This window comes from Serratia sp. H1w (genome assembly GCF_000633355.1).
Taxonomy (GTDB): Bacteria; Pseudomonadota; Gammaproteobacteria; order Enterobacterales; family Enterobacteriaceae; genus Chania.
The window spans coordinates 21,962-41,074 of the sequence record NZ_AYMQ01000023.1; the positions used below are offsets into that span (position 1 = coordinate 21,962).

Here is a 19,113-nt window from a genome sequence, read left to right on the forward strand (position 1 = left end):
TGCGGCTTGCTGGTAAGCATGAGTGGCTAGCCAATACCGCACTGGTTCAACATAAACTGTTACGCCTGATTGTTGACCCATGACAAGCCGTTCGCCAATAATTTCTGCATAATCTTTGAACCCTTGATTGTCGTTAAGAAGGCTCAATCCTTCGCGATTAGCATGGATCTCTATCAGCAAGTGGGGGATTAGCCTGTCATTGTATCTTTGTAAAGCCTCATTATGACAAGATCTCTGCGTGTTATTGAGGATGACATGGCGAAAATCCACAGGCTAGACGTTCTTATAGGGTGAAAAAACCTAATTAAGAACGATTTTTCTTAATTTAAGGGTTTGTCCTGGTCACGCAGGAGTATTGTCAAATGATAATCATTCAATATCATTGTTGTTTTTTTATTGTTTTATATCAGCCAATTGCGATCATTACTCCGCTTTTCCTCACCTTTTATTGATGCCTGAATACTGAAGATGATGAGTTCGGAATAATCTTAGTTTAATTAAGAAGCCAATTAAACGGATTTTGCTACCACCAGTGGTTTTTTGAACGTAATATTTTCTACATCAAGCCACAGGCGGCGGGCAACAGGTGAAGAAAATAGGTTCATGTCTGCCTCTGCTAAATGAGAGGGGAAGTGGACACAATGATAGCGATACGTTGATAACCTGACTAGAAATGTGGTTTATTTTACTGGAAATTGGAGAAATCATGCCGTATATGTTTGATGATAATACTCAAATTCCAACTTAACTTTAATGTTCTTATGTTGGTAATTTATGGTGATATGTTCTGTTTTTATGGTTTAAGTAGGTGTTCACATCTGGTCTTGTCTTCTTTATTAGTGTTACGCGCTGATTATTAACTGGTTTGAAATGCTATGTTTACTGACCGTAAAATAGCAACACTAACTCAGTAGGAATGGCGAACGGCGAGCAAACAGACATAGGGGAGCTTGTTTAAGGTTTTGCATATGGAGGAACACACATTATATGGCTATCGTATTGGTTGCGATGTTTATGTGGATATACCCTACAAACGCATTGTTTATCTTTCATCTGATAAGAAACACGATAACCCTCAGGTGATCTATCTAAGAAAAACCATGATGAGATTACTCATCTACATCTTGGATAATGCACAGTCTCACATTGTTTCAGATGAAGATATCATGATCAATGTATGGGATGTTCAAGGATTAAGTTCATCCAGGCAGAGATTGTGGCAAGTCATCAATGAGCTGAGTAAAAAATTTAGCGCTTTAGGGATTGGCACTGACTTCATCCTGCGTGTTAAAAACCAAGGCTACACTATAAACAAAGATATTATCACATTGTTCTACTGTAAAAGAATGTAAGTAAATGGAGCCGGGAGTTGAGAAGGGAGGAACAAGGTATGATAAACATAGTCTCTGATGACAGCTATTTTGCGTTGGGTGCCCAAGCGTTATTAACGCAGTCAGGCTTTCAGGTCGCCATCATGGATAGTCAGTTACCATTGAGCCTCAAGCGTCCGGCTGGTTTTCAACATGACGATGTCATTCTTTTGTCGTCTGACAATAGAAACTTGACAATTGATACGTTGCTATATGCCGTTGCAGCAGATATGAGGGTTATCCAATCTGTCGCTGGGAATATTTCATCAGATAAATGGATTGATGGGGTGTTGCCCAAAAAGACGGCGATACATGAACTTCCTCGTATCATGAAATATATTTTGCGGCGCAAAGTAAAGGATTGGTTGATCGAACTGACACTGCGTGAAATGGAGGTAATGGATAAATTGCTTAAAGGTAAAAGCAACCATGCCGTCTCCAAAGAGATGCAGATATCGGAAAAAACTGTTAGCAGTCATAAATTAAGTGCGCTAAAAAAATTGGGACTTAGCGGTTTAAATTCTCGCGCAATAGTGATTTATGGTAGTTATCACAATCTGCTACAACAGAGAAGATATTATTAATTAGCATTTTGCTTTAGCGTGATATTTCTCTGCTGAATATGCTTGTGTACATTTAGGATAAAGTGACTTTATAGATTAATTTTTTCTAATAGCATCAAGTTTTACCAACCTAACAAAATGATTACTCAGTAAATATCATGTGGCCATTTTGGCACGAAATATTGTTGCGTTATCAGGCGTGAGGTTGTTTTACCACCCAGGCAAAATAGTTTGCCGAATACTTATCACATACTTTAATGGATTTAAATATGAAAAAGACTTTAATGACACTCGCTTTGGTTGCTTCAGGTTTTGTTGCTTCCTCTGTTTATGCCGCCGACGGCACAATTAACTTTACCGGTGAAATCACAGATCAAGCTTGTACCGTCGACAGCACTTCACAAAACCTGCAGGTGCCATTGGGTAAGATTGCCGCTAGCTCATTCAACGGTCAGGGGAGCTACTCTGCAGCAACTAACTTTACGCTGAAACTGAAAGATTGCCCGTTGGCGAACACTGCCACGGTAAAATTTGATGGTACCAGCGTTGACGGTGACAACAGCGTATTGGCGCTGGCGTCAGGCGCAGGTGTGGCTGGCGGTGTCGGTATTGAACTGTCTGACGCCACCCAAACTGTGGTTAATTTGTTCGCTAACTCCGCGTCTTACAACCTGACGGCAGGTGTAGGCAGTGAAACCGATCTGAATTTCACCGCGCGTTATAAAGCACTGAGCACCGTCGTTACCCCAGGTGTCGCTAACGCCTCTGTGCAGTTCTCAATTATTTATAACTAATATTGACGCTCTTTGCCTGGCAAAGAGATCTTGATAAGTCCGGGTCGGTATTTATACCGACCTGATTTAACACAGTAAGTGCATAAAACTTTATGAGCGTTAAGTAAAGAGTAAGTGGGTTACCGCACTTATGTTTTATTCAACACTTATTAGAATTTTGAGATAGGAAGTACATATGAAGTTATGGTCAGCAGTTTTGATGGCGGGATTATTTGCCACCACATTCAGTTCAACCGCCGGTGTAGTGATTGGCGGAACACGTCTGGTTTATGACGCAGCCAAGAAAGAAGCGGCATTAAATGTTGGTAATCCCGATACCACGGCTTACCTGATCCAGTCTTGGGTGGACACGCAAGAAGGTGGTGAGGCAAAAGCTCCGTTTATTATTACGCCGCCGCTGTTTCGCCTTGATGGCAAGCAGAATAATGTATTACGTATCGTGCGTGCGGGGGGAAGCCTGCCTGAAGATAAAGAATCGCTGTTTTGGTTAAACATTAAGTCTATTCCGTCCAGTGAGAAACGAGATAACACCTTACAGATCGCGGTAAAAACGCGCATCAAGCTGATTTATCGCCCGAAAGGGGTTCAAGGCACGCTGGATCAGTCTGCCAGTCAGATTAAATGGCAGCGCAGTGGTAACACCCTGAAAGCGACCAACAACTCTGGTCATTACCTGACCTTCTTTGCCGTGAAAGTCGCTGGGAAAGCTATTCCAGACTTTCCGATGATTGCCCCTGGTGCAACGCAGAGTGTGACGCTGCCTGCCGTTGGTGGTGGGAGCCAGGTCAGTTGGGAAATCATCAATGATTATGGCGGTACCAGCGAAGCGTATCAGGCCTCACTGTAAATACGGTCGATGGGAAAATTTTCAAACTCGCTGGGTCAATTTATTAGGTAAGAGTCAATGGAAAAGCAACTGAACAAGGGATATGTAAACAAGATTAAAAACCGTGCTCATTTGACACGGCTGAGTTATTTAGTCCTCTGTCAGTTAGGATTGCTGATGACGGATGTGGGCCGTGTGCAAGCACGGGAATATTTTGACCCTGCGTTGTTGGAACTGGGTAATCCGTCGCAAGCCGGCGCTGATTTATCTGTTTTTGAAGACACGAACACCCAGGCATCTGGAAAGTATCGCGTTGATATATCGCTGAATAATCAGTTTATTGAGACCCGTGAGGTAGAGTTTTCCCTGGTAAAGGATGCCAGCGGTAATCAAAACCTGCAGCCTTGCCTGACATTGGATGAGCTGCAAAAGTTGGGTGTCAAGGTGGCCGCGTTTCCAGGATTGGCCAAAGAGGGATGTGCGGATATATCGGCGGCTATTCCTCAGGCTTCAACCGAGTTTCGTTTTGGCCAACAACAGCTTAACCTCAGCATTCCTCAAGCGGCTCTGGCCCGCCAGGCACGTGGCTATGTACCCTCTGAACAGTGGGATCAAGGTGTGTCAGCCCTGTTGGTCAACTATAGCTTTAGCGGCTCTAACAGCCGTGCGGATCATGACCATGGCAACAGCAACAACAGTTACTTTTTAAATTTACGCAGTGGATTGAATTTCGGGCCCTGGCGCTTACGCAACTACTCAACCTGGAATCGGGATAGCGAAGGTAGCGACAAATGGAGCTCCATCAACACCTATTTGCAGCGTGACATTATTGCCCTGCGGAGCCAGCTCACACTGGGTGACAGTACCTCGCCCAGCGAAGTGTTTGACAGCGTGCCATTCCGCGGTGGCCAACTGGCCTCGGATGAAGAGATGCTGCCAGACAGCATGAAAGGTTATTCGCCAGTGGTGCGTGGCATCGCCAAAACCAATGCCCAGATCACCGTACGGCAAAATGGCTATGTCATTTACCAAAGTTATGTCTCACCAGGGGCATTTGAAATCAATGACCTGTATGCCACCTCCGGCAGTGGCGATTTGAACGTCACGGTCACCGAGGCCGATGGCAGCGAGCAAAACTTTATTGTGCCGTTTGCCTCGGTGCCGGTGTTACAGCGTGAAGGAGCCTTGAAGTACAGCCTGACCGGCGGTAACTACCGGTCCTCAGATAATAGCGTGGATGATACGCCGTTTGCGCAAGGTACCGTGATATATGGTCTGCCTTGGGGGTTGACCGTTTATGGAGGTGTACAGGGCGCAGAGCATTATCAGTCGGTGGCTGGCGGTGTGGGTAAAAATATGGGGAGTATTGGGGCGATCTCATTAGATGTCACCGAGGCGCGATCGCACTTGCCCGATGACAGCTCCCACAATGGCCAATCATGGCGTTTTCGCTATGGCAAAAGTTTTGTGGAAACTGGCACCAACTTCAGTCTGGCGGGATATCGTTATTCCACCAGAGGGTTCTATACCCTGCAAGAGACGCTGGATACCTACAATAGCCACAGTTATCCGATGGGTGAACAGCATAAACGCAGCCGTGCCGAACTGGTGGTCAGTCAGAATCTGGGGGCGTCAGCGGGTTCCCTGTCATTGAGCCTGATTGATGAAGGCTATTGGGACAACGGCCAAAAGACGCAATCTCTGGGCGTTGGCTATAGTAACAGTTGGCAGGGGGTGAGCTATGGCATCAACTATAGCCAAAGCAAAAACGCGGCCAGCAGTAATGGAACGCGTAGTGAAGCTACCGACAGGATGCTGGCGCTGAACGTCAGTATCCCGCTCAATCGCTGGTTGGGTAACACCTGGGCGAATTATGCCATGAGCAGCAGCAAAGGGGGCGCGACAACGCATAACTTGGGGCTCAGTGGCACTGCGCTGGAAAACAACAATCTGAGCTGGGGCGTCAATCAGGGGTATACCACCCAGGGCACTGGGGGCAATGGCAACCTGACAGCCAACTACGATGGCGGCAGCGGTCAGATTAATGGCGGCTACAGCTATGACAATAACCAAAAGCGCATCAACTACGGCGTGGCTGGCGGCGTCATTGTCCACTCCGGCGGCGTCACGCTGTCACAGCCACTGGGTGAAACGGTGGCGCTGGTGAAGGTGCCGGGGGCAAAAGGCATTGATATCAATAATAACCGGGGCGTGAAAACGGATGCTCGCGGTTATGCGGTGGTGCCTTATGTCAGTCCCTATCGCAATAATGACATCGGTCTGGATACCTCCTCACTGCCTGATGATGTCGAACTGGAGTTAACCAGCCAAAAGGTTACTCCGACGCGCGGTGCGGTAGTGGTCGCCAGCTATCAGGCCAAGATTGGTCAGCGGGTGATGATGACATTGCAACGCAATAACGGCCAGGCGGTGCCATTTGGTGCCACGGTCAGTGATGCCGCCAATCCGGGTGAAAACGGCTTTATCGTCGGTGACGCGGGTCAGGTTTATCTGACCGGTATGGCCGATAGCGGCAAGTTACTGGTGCAATGGGGTAAAGGTAGCGATAGCCAATGCCAGGTTAGTTATCAACTAGCCGGGAAAAAATCGCAGGCAATCACGGCTAATGGCATTGAGATAATCAATGGCCGTTGCCAATAAGGGAACATTATGAAAAAAATAATGATGATTTTCGGCACATTGTTAATTATTTACAGTCTGCCGTCATGGTCAAATTGTTCAAACATTGCTGCCAGTGTGCCGATCAACACCAGTTCGCTAATAGTTCAACGAGATGTGGCCGTGGGTAGCAGGCTGGCAGTTCAAGATTTTACGTCAGCTAATTATCCGCTATTTAACTGCGGGACTACTACCGGTACACTATATTTTGGTGTCAAAGCGACGACCACCTATTCAACCACATTAAATGGTGTCCGGGTTTATAAAACAGATTTACCTGGGATAGGCGTACAGCTAGGCGGGCTAACGAAAGCGGGTTTAATTGGTGGTTGGGTTGGGAAAGGTAATACTATTGATGGTAATGTCAATCAAACGAGTGTCGAGTCATATGTTGGTCCGATCAGTACTGTGTATGGCGGAGCAGTGGTAGCATTTTATAAAATTGGAGAAGTATCTTCCGGAACTCTCAATCAAACGGTAGGAAAATTAATTATGGGGGATGGGAAGGCAAGCGGATGGGCTTCGGAAATTAACGTTAGTATTAGCGGGCTGAGTGTAACGGCGCTTGCCTGCTCATTGACCACACCGACAGTCGCAGCCCCCCTGGGCAACATCTATGCCACTGAGTTTACCGGGGTAGGCTCTACCGCGGGGAATAATGATTTTCAACTGGGGCTCAATTGCGCCGCGGGTACTAAAGTTAACGTGACCATGAACGGCACTCAAAACGCGGATACCGCCAATACCAGCGTGCTGGCGTTAACCGGTGCTGGGAGCGCCGGAGTGGCCAAAGGCGTCGGGGCCCAAATTTTATATAACAATGCGCCGTTAAATATTGGCAGTAAACTAGCGTTGAAAACATCTGCTGGTGGTATTGAGACCTTCCCTTTTAAAGCGCGATATTATCAAACATTGAGCAATGTTTCAGCGGGTTCCGCCAATGCCACTGCAACATTAGACATTACTTATCAATAGATTAACGTTTATAAAATTGGTTGAGAGGAAATATGAAATTATCAAGTGCAAGCCTTACCCTCGCCAGTGTGTGTTTTCTGGCCAGCCCCCTGGTTATTGCCGCAGATACCAGTACGGTGAATATTACCGGCAATGTGATTGCCTCACCTTGCGTGGTTGATGCAACCAATTCAGTGATGACGATTAATCTGGATGATATTCAGGCGACCACGTTAAATAACGACGGCTTCGGTCTCTGGAAAACGTTTGCGATTACGTTAACCACTTGCCCAGCATCAACCACTAATGTGGAGATGACGCTATCTGGAACCCCAAATCCAGTGGACCCGACACGCTACAAAAGCACCGGCACCGCAACCAATCTCTCTGTTGAGTTGACGGATAACGCGGGGGTAAACCTGGGAAATAGTAAAAAAATGACCGTGGCGGTGAATTCCTCCACCAAACAGGCCGTTTTTAATTTGAAAACACGTGCCTTTGCGACGCCGGGGACGGTGATGCCCGGTACTATCGCCAGTTCTGTGCTAGCAACATTTGTTTATAAGTAGTCCGGCGGTAAAACGCCGGTTGATAAAAGGACCCTAAGATGAAATTTGGAACCTTTGGCCTGATACTGCAATTCGGGCTGATAAGCGGTGGTTGTCTGGCAGGGGATACCAGCCTCACTATTAGCGGCAACGTGACGGCTAGTCCTTGTGTGGTTGACACTGACAGCGCCAACCAGACGATAGATTTTGGGCAGCGCCGCAGCCGTGACTTTCCTGCCGTGGGGGGAGAGGGAGGCTGGCAGCATTTCTCTGTGTTGCTTACCCAGTGTCCAATAAGCACTCGTCAAGCTACGGTATTACTGACTGGGGTAGAGACTACCGGTACGGATGGCGTTGCACTCTATGCCAATCTGGGTTCGGCTAGCAATGTAGGGGTACAGGTGGTTGATGGCATCACCCAGCAAACGCTAGGCCCGGGCAGCCGGGTTAATATAGCGGTGGATAATGCCAGCCAGAGTGCGACTCTGGCTTTGGCCAGCAGGGTGTATGGCACGGGAACGGGCCCGGTAAGCGCGGGCCAAATCAGGGCGGCGATGCAGCTCGATTTTACTTACCAATAGCCCATTCAGGTGCTTGGTTAGTAAGGTATCACTGGGTTCAGCGGACGCAGGAAAGGGTGACGAATTTATCACTCATAAACAGATAGCCATTGCCCCCGGTTGGGTACATATTAAAACGATAGTCCATACCATCAAATAACATAAATGAGGGATACATCCCGATGAGTAAATCAGCGGGCGTTGTATTGCCCGGCAGTTCGGAAACGATTGATTTGTAGATGATATAGGTGTCCCCATAATGACTGAAGTTGAATGAGGAAGCCCGGCGTATAATGGTTGCCTCATTGTCTTTGTTCTTCGCGATCCCGTCAAAGTTAACTCGGCCATTTTTTCCATGCAAGAAAACAGAAATTCGTGCTCTGCTAGAGGTCTGGTCGTTCTGGGTAACCAGAATGCCATGGCAGGTGATATTTATGTTCTCTCGGTTAGCAATGAAAAAGGAGTAAATTAATAAACACAGTATGGCAACGGCCACCATGCTGAGGATGAGAGATTTATTTTTCATTTGATACTTCTCCCAATCAGGTTAAAGGTGGTGCAGACCGGTGATGGGGTGCTTTCGATGGGGAGAGGGCAAGCAACAACCGAGGTGCGGGTACTATATTTAAATACGGTAATATACAGGTAGGGGGACGTTTTGCAATCAACGCCTAAGACTTGAACAGTCGCAATTCTTTTTGCAATATCGTGAGTCTTCGAATTGGTGTAGGCCATGCATTCAGAGTTATTCGGGTAAAGGGTATATTTGTTTAATGGTGATGATCCCTCTTTTATCAGCAAGAAATAAAGTGCAGCCAAAAGCATAATCACGGCCAATGCTATTACGCTGTAAAAGCGAGGCTGTTTCAATTTCGTCTTGACCTTCACCCTCTGGGGAGGAGTTGGAGGCTCATTGAGCATTTCCTGAAGCGAGGAGAGATCCGGCACATTTTTTATCGTGATGTCATCTTGTACCGGAGGCACTGGCGCTTCTTCGCCCAACAGTTGCTGGACGGAAAAGATCTGATTAAATTTGAATCCTTGTTTGGGGACCGTCAGTACCATCGATTGATAGTTTTTTGATATGCTTTTTAACGCCTTACGCAGCAATGCAATGTTTTGGTAAAGCGTATTAACGGAGACCTCCTTGGCCTCATCTCCCCAGACGTACTCGTAAAAGTCATTTTGAGGGACCAACTCAAAACGCCGCTCAAGAAGCAGCTCCAGACATCGACTGGCTGGAGCGTTAAGCGAAATGATAATATTTTCAGCACCAAAAACGGTCAGTTGGCAACTTTCCGGGCAAAACTCAAAGCTTGAGTCGATGATGTAGCGCATTAACATGTTTCACCCACACTGTGATGCAACCATTTCAATCGGTTAAAACAAGCCACATCACCTGCCGGTGCGTTGCTTGTAAACTGGTAGCTTTTCATAGTCGCTACTCATTTGAAACTATAGTAGTTATGGGTGCTTTTGTGATGTTTATGTGGATTTTATCGCCATCAAACCTACGCCAATCTCACCAGGGGCGCAGCATGCCGCGCCCCTACTCTGTGGGCCTTGCGGGCCTCATCCGTACTCAATAACCGGCACTAATCCTCAGGCTTTGTTGCCTTGCCCAACGCGGCCCCAAACCATCTCGCCCTTATGGAACGTCGCGGTTCTTGGGGAAATACGTGCTACTGCCTCGGCAGAGCAGGAGGCATCGACCAGCACGAAGCTGGCATCGTCCTGGACTTTCGGCCATACGCGTTCGCCTTTATCGTTCAGCGGTAAGACATCACCGGTGGCGATCGCCAGCGAGCGCGACAAGGTTCCCTCATTCGGGCGAATGTAGAGCTGGGCATAGAGGTTGGCTTTCTCCAACATGTCACCCAGGCCATACGGCGACCAATGGTCGATCACGCTGTCGGTGCCGGTCATCAAGAACACGCCTTTGTTACGCAGTTGGCTGAGCGGCATATGCATAGGGCCAATCGGGATCGTGCTGGCAATGGTGATTTGCTGTGCCGCCATGCGGGTGGCGATCTCGTCAACCTGCTGTTCATTCATCATCGCCAACGCAAAGGCGTGGCTAATGGTCAGTTTGCCCTTGAGCTGTGGCGTTTTCTCGACGGTTTCCACCATGTAGTTCACCGCCGCGATGCCTGCCGGGCTGGTTTCGTGCAGGTGGATATCCACCCCTTTGTTATAATCCAGCGCGATCTGGAACATGCTATCGAGCGACTTTTCCATGGTGCCATCGACGTTGGTCGGATCCAGGCCACCAACGTAATGGGCTCCCGCCTGCATCGCCTCACGCATCAGCGGTTCTGATTTTGAATACAGCAGGCCATGTTGTGGGAACGCAACGATCTCGCACTCAAAGCCCGACTTGCGGCGTGCCAGCACCTGTTGCAGGTTCTCCAGGTTTTTCAGCCCTGAAGTGGGCTCAACGTTACAATGGCTACGGGCGATGGTGGAGCCGTGTGATTGAAGTAAATCGATCAGCTTTTCTGCCCGCTCTTGGGTGTAGGGTTGCAACTCCGGCAGCATCTTCTGCTCCAGCGCAATCATATCCTTGATGGTGGTGCCTGCCGGACGATTGAGTGAACGCCATGGGCCGCCGTAAAACGTTTTGTCCAGATGGATGTGCATATCACGCATGGCAGGCAGCAGCAGTTTGCCGCCAGCGTCGTAAACCGGCACGGTACCGTCCGGATGCTGGCGGTTATCGCGCAGGGCAACGATCTTGCCCTGGTTTATTTCCAGGGTTTTCAGTTCGGTACGGGTACTGATCGGTGTTGCTCCGTCAAACTCGAAGCCCGCCTCCAGCAGCACGTTATCCAGATAATAGTGTGGGTCGGTAATTTTCATGCGCTGGTCTGCCTCACAGTTCGCGGTTGCCGGGTTAGCAGCATAACCGACGGAGGAGGTCGTGCCCAATAGCGCACAGGCGGCAGCCACTTTGCCGCTATGGCTCAAAAACTCACGGCGGCTTTGGTTCTCATTCATCTGTGGTTCCCTCTCAGAGGTTAACGATATGGGTGCCCGTTTCTCCGCGCAGTGCGGCAGGCAAGCAATCCGGCGAAGTGATCACGACGCGTTTACCGCCGTCGCGCAAGAACGCCAGGCTGGAGACAATCTTCGGCAGCATGCTGCCCGCAGGAAAATGCCCTTCAGCCATATAGCGGGTCATCTCTGCTACGTTCACCTGGCCTAACGCCTGTTGGTTCGGTTTGCCAAAGTGAATGCACACTTGTTCCACGCCGGTAGTGATCACCAGCACGTCGGCACGGATTTCCCTGGCCAGCAATGCGGTGGAGAGATCTTTATCGATCACCGCGTCTACGCTCTGGTAATCCCCCTGCAGATCGCGAATGACAGGAATGCCGCCACCGCCAGCCCCAATAACCACAAACCCTTGTTGCGTCAGTGCCTTGATGGCGTCGGCTTCCACAATCCTGATCGGTTCTGGTGAGGCGACCACCCGACGATAACCGCGTCCGGAGTCCTCGACAAACCGCCAGCTTGGGTATTGCGGCAATAGCGCGTCGCGCTGTTGCTCGTTAAAGAAAGCACCGATCGGTTTGGTCGGATGGGTAAATCCGGGATCGTTTTTATCCACTTCAACTTGGGTGATCACCGTAACCGCTTTCTGCCCGCCGTGCTGTGCCAGGCGATTGTTGAGCGCTTGCTGAATAAGATAGCCGATCCCGCCTTGGGTATCCGCCACGCAGTTGGCCAGCGGGGTCAGGGGCAGCCCTTCGTGTTCATGGGCAACCTCTGCACGGCGCAATTCCAGCCCTACCTGCGGGCCGTTGCCGTGGGTGAGTACGATGTGGTAATCCGATGCCAGCATTTCCAGCACCGAGTCGGCTACCGCTTTTACCGCCTCGGCCTGATGTTCTACGGACTGGCTGGCGTTGTCTTTGATAATGCTGTTGCCACCAATGGCAACCACCACGAGTTCTTTCATTTGCTGGATCCGAGTAGAAATACCGTTTGACTAAGGGCAGGGTGAAGGATGTTAACACTGGTGCTTTTCCCCTCACCCTAACCCTCTCCCGCAGGGAGAGGGGATTGATCGAGTTCGTTGATTTTTCTGTGTAATACACAAGCTTACCAAGCGCTCCGGACTGCTCCCTCTCCCTGTGGGAGAGGGTTGGGGTGAGGGCTTAGGCCGTCTTGGTGGGTTCCTGCACTGCGGCAACCACCGTTTCACGGCTGTCGAGGAAATGCTTCACCACAAACATGCCCGACATCATCAGGTAAGCCACCACAAACATCATCGAGCTTCCCTCGGCAAAGCCTACGGCAGGGGCATGGATCACGCCGAACAACGCCAGCAACGCGCCGGTTGCCGCCGCTACTGCACCACGCAACGGTTTGTTGATGATGGCGAAAATCGCGATACATCCCCACAGCATGCTGGCGAGCGGAGCACCGCTACCCAAATGCACCAGCCCCTGGTAATACACGCCTTTGCTGTGCCGCAACTCTGCACCCAGCTTGGCTCCCGAGGTGCCCGCCGCCCCCAGCACGCTGTTAACCACGGTTAAGCCCCAGTTGGCGATCCATGGGAACAGGCAGATGAAGATGACCGGTACCTCGATCTTCGGCGTTTCCCTCACCACCTGGTTGGCGGTGACCACACCGATAAACACCAGGATGGGGACGATCGCCGTCATTGGGATCACCGCCAACATAAAGGCACCCAGCCCGAACAGCGGCACCAGGAACATCGTCACGCCGGAAGCCAAGGTGTAACCAATGCTGGCGCCCATCGCTTTCCAACCGGCGTGACCAACATAGACGGTCACCGGGAACGGGTTACCCAGCAGGCAGCCGAACATGGAGGAAAGGCCGTTGGCCATCATTACCTTACGGGTGTTGTATTCATCACCGGCAGCATGGGCACTTTCAATGTTTTCCAGGTCAAAGATGTAGTTCGCCAGCCCCAGCGGAACGGCAGAGGCCAGATACGGCAGCGCATGTGGTAGACCTTGCATAAAGCTGTCGACATGGAACCCTGGCGGGTTAAAGCCAAAGGAGGACATCGAAGCCTTAATCGCGTCCGGGCTTTGCAGGCCGGAGATCCACGCCAGCGCAGTACCGGCGATCAGCAGCAGCAAGCCGGTTGGAATACGGGCGAAGATCGGCTTTTTGCCAAACCAGTTGATAAAGATCAGCAGCAGCACGATAAACGAGACGGTTGGCGCTTCGAACGCCTGCAACATCGGGTTCATCGCCAGCAGTAACAGCCCCAGGCCAGAAAGACAGGAGAGCAGCACGGTACGCGGGATCATCTTGCGAATAGTTTCGCCGAGGAATGAACCGCCCACCAGGATCAGCGCTTCAACAAAGCACCACACCAGGCCGATCGAAATGGCAAAATCCGCATCGCCGGTCGACTGATAAACCGGCATCAGCACCAGGAAGGTCACGGTAAAAATAGACGGTGCGCTTGGGCCAGAAGGCAGCGCGGTCACATCGCTACGCCCGGTCTGGCGAGCCATTTGCAGGCCAAACCAGGTGTAGCAGATGCTGGCCATCATCACTGCCAGGCCAAAGGCAGGGGCGATGCGCCCGTAAACAATCTCTTTGGGAATACCCACCACAAAGATGAGCAAGCCCATCATGGTGAGCAGGTTGGTCAGGTTATTGGTCATCAGCCCGAAGTAGGCCGCCCAGTCACCGCGTTTCCACTCTAATTTCATTTTGTTCATGGAAAATCCTTCACAGGTCGTTTAACAACTTTCGACGGTCCACGGGATCGCCATTGGTCCTGCAGGTGAACAACTCTCTGGTGTCAGGTGGGGCTAACGCTGGGTTAGCCCCGTTATTTTTTTATTGGCAATAGTGGTCGCGATAGGTCAGCACTGCTTTCTCGAAACAGGCAAACGGTGGGTGGACAATCCCGGCACCGATCATGCCGATCCCCGCATCTTTATGGGCAATGGCGGTGTTGATCACCGGCAGAATGCCGCTGCTGCCGACCCTGGTAATATCGATCGCCGTTGGGATCCCCATAAACGACAGCAGTGGGATGGTGACGTTGGGGTTTTCGCCGAGAGTGATCTCACGCATCTGGCGTGAGAAATCGATCGCTTCATCCACCGTGCCCCCGACCAGTGCAACGATGGCCGGTGCGGTCGCCATGGCAAAGCCGCCAATGCCGTAGGTTTCGGTGATGGCGCTGTCGCCGATATCCAGCCCGGAATCTTCGGGCTTGTAGCCTGCAAACATCGGGCCAATCACCTGTTGTGCCGGGCCGGTAAACCATTGACCCGGTAGGCCGCTGATGCGTAGACCAAACTCAACGCCGTTACGCGCCATGGTGGTAACTACTGTGCTGTATTCAATGCCGTGTGCTGCGTCCATCGCCGCTTTGCACATCGCCATCCAGGTCGGGCCGGAGAAGTAATCGCTGCTGGCGACAAAATCAAACACTTCACGCTGTTGTTCAACGGAGTAACCCGCCTGGATAATCCATGGCGTCAGCGCCTGGATCAGCAGTGTGGTGCCTGCGTTATTACGGTTATGGCACTCATCACCCATATGCAGCGCCTGCGCCAGCATCAGCCGCAGGTCAATTTCACCGGCCAGCTTCATGGCATCGCGCAGCATCGGGCCTAGCACGTCGCGCATCCAGTTCAGGCGGTCAATTACGCTCTGGTCATTGGCCCCCATGCGCAGGATCTTCGCCATCTGCTCGCTCATATTGGTATAAGCGCGGTTGCCGTAGGTTTTGTTTTCCACTATGTGCATGAACATTGACGCCGAGGTCACACCCGCCATCGAACCCACGCAGTCATGCTCATGGCACGGCGAGAAGATGATTTCACCGGAGGCAGCCAGTTCCGCTGCTTCGTCGAGGTTGGCCGCCAATCCTTCAAATACCAGCGCACCGGTGACCGCGCCCTTCATTCCACCGCACATCTTTTGCCAGGTGATTGGCGGGCCAGCATGCAAAATGGTGTGGCGAGTCATACCGGGGACGACATTGATCGCCTGGTCGTAACCCACCAGTACCGGATGCGATTGGATAATGCGTTCCAGCGCCAGTTTGTTGGCGGCAGCGACTTTGTCGGCCAGCGCTGGGGAAGCAATCTGATCGAGTGCTTCAACCACTGCCATATTGCCCTGACCCGGCGGTGTCCAGTCCAACTGAGTCACCGGAACATGCTGTTTTTTCAAATCGTCGCTGAACATGGCAATGCCGACGTTAATCACATTCAGCGGTTGGTTAAATAACGAATGGCTCATCAGGCTTTCCCTCCTTTACAGACAAATTCACGTGCCAGCAATCCAGTATTGGTACTGCTGCTTGCCCAGATGACGCCCGCATCGGTGAGCATCTGGCACTGCTGTACTAACGACGGCGTATCAAGATCGGTGCCCAGCACGTAGCCGAGGATCTCCAATGGCCGGCCCTCGCTGGCTGCAATCGCTTTGGCTTCTTTGATCGCCTCGATCATCACGCCTACCGGATCCTCGTGGGAACCGAACCCCAGTACGAAGTCCATCACGATCACGGCAACCTCTGGATCGCGCGCTTCCTGCAACAGGCGCTGGATGCGGTTGGTCGGGTCGATCATCGGGTGGGGTTTGCCATTGGTGAAATCATCATCGCCAAAGTCGAGGAAGGTGTGCGCCACGCTGCGGTTGAGATCTTGCAGACGCTTGGCCGGATCGGGTTGAATGTTGCTGTAAACGTCGTCGTGTTTTTCCAATGCGGCAAACATCGCTTCGTCGCACAGGGTGCCGCCACAGAACAGGCCGCGAATATACTTTTGCTGCGGTGTCAGCTTGGCACGCACTTCTTCAATCAGCGGCCAGTTGAGTGGATGCAGGTCGAGAGACTCTTCTTTGATCCCGGTAAGTAGCACAGCCTTTAATGCAGCCTGTTTCGTTGCACGAGCAAACTGCAATCCTGGTTCATCGGCTGGTGGCTCATTGCGACCAAGGAAACAAACCACCACCGGTTTACGGCAGGCGCGGGCGCGTTCCAGCACTGCGCTTGCCACGGCAGGAGCAGGGGGCTTGGAGATCAGCGCGATCACTTCGGTGCCGTCGTCCTGCTCTAGCATCTCCAACGCATCCAGCATCATCCGGCCGCCAATCTTTTCACTCAGATCGCGCCCGCCGGTGCCGATCAGTTGAGAAATGCCGCCGCCAAATTCGTGAATACGCACGCTCAACTCCTGGCTACCGGTGCCGGATGCGCCGATGATGCCAATGTTGCCCCGGCGTACCGCGTTAGCAAAACACAGCGCGGTGCCGTTAATGATGGCGGTGCCGCAGTCTGGCCCCATCATCAGCAGGCCTTTCTCATGCGCCAGTTGTTTCAGTGCCAATTCATCCTCGATGGAGACGTTATCGGAGAACAGCATCACGTTGAGATCGTTTTTCAGCGCCTGGCGGGCTTCACGCGCCGCATACAGCCCGTTGACCGAGATCACCGCCAGATTGCTTTCTGGAATATGGGTTTTCGCGCTGGCAAGGGTGGCGTAGCGTGCTTCGTGGCGGCCACCTTGGTCTTTATGGGTGAACAAGGCTTCGATGGCCAGCAGGTTGGCATCGTTCGCTTCATCGCTGACGCCTTTAATCACGATCATCAGATCGCCGTTCTTGGCGGCTGCCAGTTCTGGGGTCAACAAGCCCAGGTTCTCCAGCACTCCCTTGTTCATCTCCGTGGCCATGGCCACAAAGGCTTGCTCAACGCCTTCCAGCTTGTTCGCTTTGGTGGAAATAGACATCAGCGAAACGGAATCAAACCAGGTGTTGTTTTTTACAATGATCCTGATGGGCATATTTTTCTCCAAAATATGAGGTCAAGAGACAGGCATCCGCCATGCCATGCAGCATGTCGCAACCCGAACTTGAACCGATCTGTTTAATCTTGTTTATGGTAGCGATAATAAGGTGACGATCGTCGTGTACTAATTTCTCTAACAGCTGGCCGATCACCTGTCGGTAACGCTGATTGATTGCCGCCTCTAATGTAATCGCGCTCAGTAACGTCGTTTTCTGTTGAGCTTTTTCCAGCACGGCTAAAAATAATTCGCGATATTTTTGCGCCGGATGTCCGGGCAACAACAATATAGAGCAAAGGCCAACCAGATAATCATCACCGGAAGGCGTCAGGCCAATCCCCAAGTCAATGAGAGACTGTATAGCATCGCCGGGATGTTCATTGCGACGTATCGCCATAAATAATGCGTCGCGATGCAATTGTAATAACCTGGCCATTTCTCGGTGAAATATATTGTCTCCACGGTAATTAAAAAGAGAATTACCGGATGCGGCATGTTGATTAAGGCATGTCCCCCATTGGTACCAGGCAATATCAGCCCTGTTTGCATCGGTTAAATACAGCTCGGGCTGCTGCCATATTTGGCAACCGGAAAAATCAATCCAACTGTGTTGGCCTATTTCAATGCCGCCCTGTGAAAACTCGACTCGATCTCCTGGGCTAACTATTTGGTCGCAGTGCCTGAGCGCTATACGGCAGCTATTCGGGGCGTTGTCATACTCGTCGCTTAATAACGTGTAGAGCATGTTCTGCTCGGGGACGAACAGGTTAACCGCGCGGGAAAAAACCTGTTCGACTTGCCCACTTAGCCGCTGGCGGGGAAACGCCACCTCTGCCGATAACGCTGTAATGCACTGCCGTAATGGCTGTGCGATAAGGCTTCTCCTCGGGTTAGGCTCCGGCTGCGATCAGCAGCTCAGCAATTTCGCGATAATCTTTTTCACGTGCCAGCGTCAGGGGAGATTTACCATATTTGTCGGTCATATGAGGATTGGCGCCGTGATCGAGCAGTAATTTGACAATCTCCTGCTGCTTCGCGCCGCCATCATTTAACACAATGGCTTCCAGCAGCGGCGTCCAGCCCACAAAATTGGTGTGGTTGACGTTAATTTCGGTACGCGTCAATAATTCGCGCACGATGTCGACGTGGCCTTTTTCACTGGCTGGGGTAATACCTACGCCGCCAAAACGTGTCAAACGATCCAAATCCGGGTTTGCTGGCAATACCAGGCGCAGCAGCGTTAAGTCATTATTCAGACAGCTCAGCAGGAAGGGGTTAAAACAGGTCTGATCTTGCTTATCAATATCGGCACCGGCTGCGATTAATAATGCCACACAGTCGTAATGTTTATTCAGGCTGGCAATGGTAATGGCGGTACGGCCCTGGCGGTTGGCAGCATTGATATCAACACCTTTATCCAGGCAGCTTTTCAGTGCCTCGCCATCGCCTTGTTCCGCAGCAAAAAGAAATTCGCTAATCAGCGCTTTATCAGACATATTCTCGCTCCCTATTTTTCAGTGGGCTTGGATACTTTCATTGCTACTGAGAATAGCAACAGATGACGGATAAAAACATCCGCTTAAGAATCATTCATCGCAAAGGGAATAATTGTTGAAAACAATTCAACAATAAAGGCAAACTGTGCGTCGGCGCAATCTTTCTCTTATGTTTTGCGCCTTTTGCCATGGCAAACGTCCCTGCGGGCAATGGGCTTTCATCTCGCGCCACATCAGGCTCTAAACAAATAATCAGAAGTGTGATTGTCTTCAAATCAGTTGTAATGGCAGTGTTAAATTTTGTTCAATACTGGTTGCGTGTCATAGGATTTGCAAATACATTCAACAATGCGGTTCCCCCTCACCCCAACCCTCTCCCACAAGGAGAGGGAGCCAGCGCGGAGTTGCGGTCTGGTGTGGCGCTAGTCTACGGCTAGGTCGTAGGTGAGAGGACAGATACAAAGTTACGGCCGGGTGCATAAGCCAAATTGTGGCTCGGACAGTTCCCTCTCCCTGTGGGAG

Annotated in this window: 17 protein-coding genes; 8 read left to right on the plus strand and 9 right to left on the minus strand. The window is 50.9% G+C overall.

Translation table 11 applies throughout. The annotated features are described in order from the left end of the window. Positions 1 to 968: 968 nt before the first annotated feature. The 8 genes from U869_RS0104285 (at position 969) to U869_RS0104320 (ending at position 8,315) form a co-directional block, all read left to right on the plus strand. Positions 969 to 1,352, plus strand: a complete 384-nt coding sequence (locus tag U869_RS0104285; protein WP_025123491.1) for a winged helix-turn-helix domain-containing protein — start codon at positions 969 to 971, stop codon at positions 1,350 to 1,352. Positions 1,353 to 1,390: 38 nt separating this feature from the next. Beyond that, positions 1,391 to 1,954 carry a helix-turn-helix transcriptional regulator gene (locus U869_RS0104290; RefSeq protein WP_025123490.1) on the plus strand — a complete coding sequence of 188 codons (564 nt, stop codon included), beginning with the start codon at positions 1,391 to 1,393 and terminating at the stop codon, positions 1,952 to 1,954. 248 nt (positions 1,955 to 2,202) lie between these two features. Then, complete coding sequence (locus U869_RS0104295) at positions 2,203 to 2,727, plus strand: fimbrial protein (RefSeq protein ID WP_025123489.1); 525 nt, start codon at positions 2,203 to 2,205, stop codon at positions 2,725 to 2,727. Positions 2,728 to 2,902: 175 nt separating this feature from the next. Next, on the plus strand, positions 2,903 to 3,574 hold the full coding sequence (locus tag U869_RS0104300) for a molecular chaperone (protein WP_025123488.1): 672 nt from the start codon (positions 2,903 to 2,905) through the stop codon (positions 3,572 to 3,574). A gap of 156 nt (positions 3,575 to 3,730) precedes the next feature. Continuing rightward, positions 3,731 to 6,214: a fimbria/pilus outer membrane usher protein gene (locus U869_RS0104305; protein WP_232785324.1), complete on the plus strand. Its 2,484-nt coding sequence runs from the start codon at positions 3,731 to 3,733 to the stop codon at positions 6,212 to 6,214. 9 nt (positions 6,215 to 6,223) lie between these two features. After that, positions 6,224 to 7,207, plus strand: coding sequence for a fimbrial protein (locus U869_RS0104310; protein ID WP_025123486.1), 984 nt, complete (start codon positions 6,224 to 6,226; stop codon positions 7,205 to 7,207). A gap of 32 nt (positions 7,208 to 7,239) precedes the next feature. Continuing rightward, entirely contained in the window at positions 7,240 to 7,755 is a 516-nt protein-coding gene (locus U869_RS0104315) for a fimbrial protein (protein ID WP_025123485.1), read from the plus strand. Between the two features lie 38 nt (positions 7,756 to 7,793). Next, positions 7,794 to 8,315 carry a fimbrial protein gene (locus U869_RS0104320; RefSeq protein ID WP_025123484.1) on the plus strand — a complete coding sequence of 174 codons (522 nt, stop codon included), beginning with the start codon at positions 7,794 to 7,796 and terminating at the stop codon, positions 8,313 to 8,315. Between the two features lie 37 nt (positions 8,316 to 8,352). On the opposite strand, the gene U869_RS0104325 is transcribed toward U869_RS0104320, so the two are convergent. The 9 genes from U869_RS0104325 to U869_RS0104365 form a co-directional block, all read right to left on the minus strand. Beyond that, positions 8,353 to 8,820 (minus strand): hypothetical protein, encoded by a 468-nt coding sequence (locus tag U869_RS0104325; RefSeq protein ID WP_025123483.1) that lies wholly within the window; start codon positions 8,818 to 8,820, stop codon positions 8,353 to 8,355. Next, complete coding sequence (locus tag U869_RS29945) at positions 8,817 to 9,632, minus strand: transcriptional regulator (protein ID WP_025123482.1); 816 nt, start codon at positions 9,630 to 9,632, stop codon at positions 8,817 to 8,819. The genes U869_RS0104325 and U869_RS29945 overlap by 4 nt, the downstream gene beginning before the upstream one ends. Positions 9,633 to 9,896: 264 nt before the next feature. Then, complete coding sequence (locus U869_RS0104335; RefSeq protein ID WP_025123481.1) at positions 9,897 to 11,291, minus strand: amidohydrolase family protein; 1,395 nt, start codon at positions 11,289 to 11,291, stop codon at positions 9,897 to 9,899. 13 nt (positions 11,292 to 11,304) lie between these two features. After that, a complete protein-coding gene (locus tag U869_RS0104340) occupies positions 11,305 to 12,255 on the minus strand; it encodes a carbamate kinase family protein (RefSeq protein ID WP_025123480.1) in 951 nt (316 codons plus the stop codon). Positions 12,256 to 12,454: 199 nt separating this feature from the next. Further along, entirely contained in the window at positions 12,455 to 14,005 is a 1,551-nt protein-coding gene (locus U869_RS0104345; RefSeq protein WP_025123479.1) for a xanthine permease, read from the minus strand. Between the two features lie 121 nt (positions 14,006 to 14,126). Further along, positions 14,127 to 15,545: a DUF1116 domain-containing protein gene (locus U869_RS0104350; RefSeq protein WP_025123478.1), complete on the minus strand. Its 1,419-nt coding sequence runs from the start codon at positions 15,543 to 15,545 to the stop codon at positions 14,127 to 14,129. After that, complete coding sequence (gene fdrA, locus U869_RS0104355) at positions 15,545 to 17,092, minus strand: acyl-CoA synthetase FdrA (protein WP_025123477.1); 1,548 nt, start codon at positions 17,090 to 17,092, stop codon at positions 15,545 to 15,547. Before fdrA ends, U869_RS0104350 begins: the two co-directional genes overlap by 1 nt. Next, the gene (locus tag U869_RS29190; RefSeq protein WP_051588716.1) at positions 17,052 to 17,840 is read right to left on the minus strand and encodes a DUF2877 domain-containing protein; all 789 of its coding nucleotides are present in this window, start codon (positions 17,838 to 17,840) and stop codon (positions 17,052 to 17,054) included. The genes fdrA and U869_RS29190 overlap by 41 nt, the downstream gene beginning before the upstream one ends. 145 nt (positions 17,841 to 17,985) lie before the next feature. Further along, a complete protein-coding gene (locus tag U869_RS0104365) occupies positions 17,986 to 18,591 on the minus strand; it encodes an ankyrin repeat domain-containing protein (RefSeq protein ID WP_025123476.1) in 606 nt (201 codons plus the stop codon). Positions 18,592 to 19,113 lie beyond the last annotated feature (522 nt).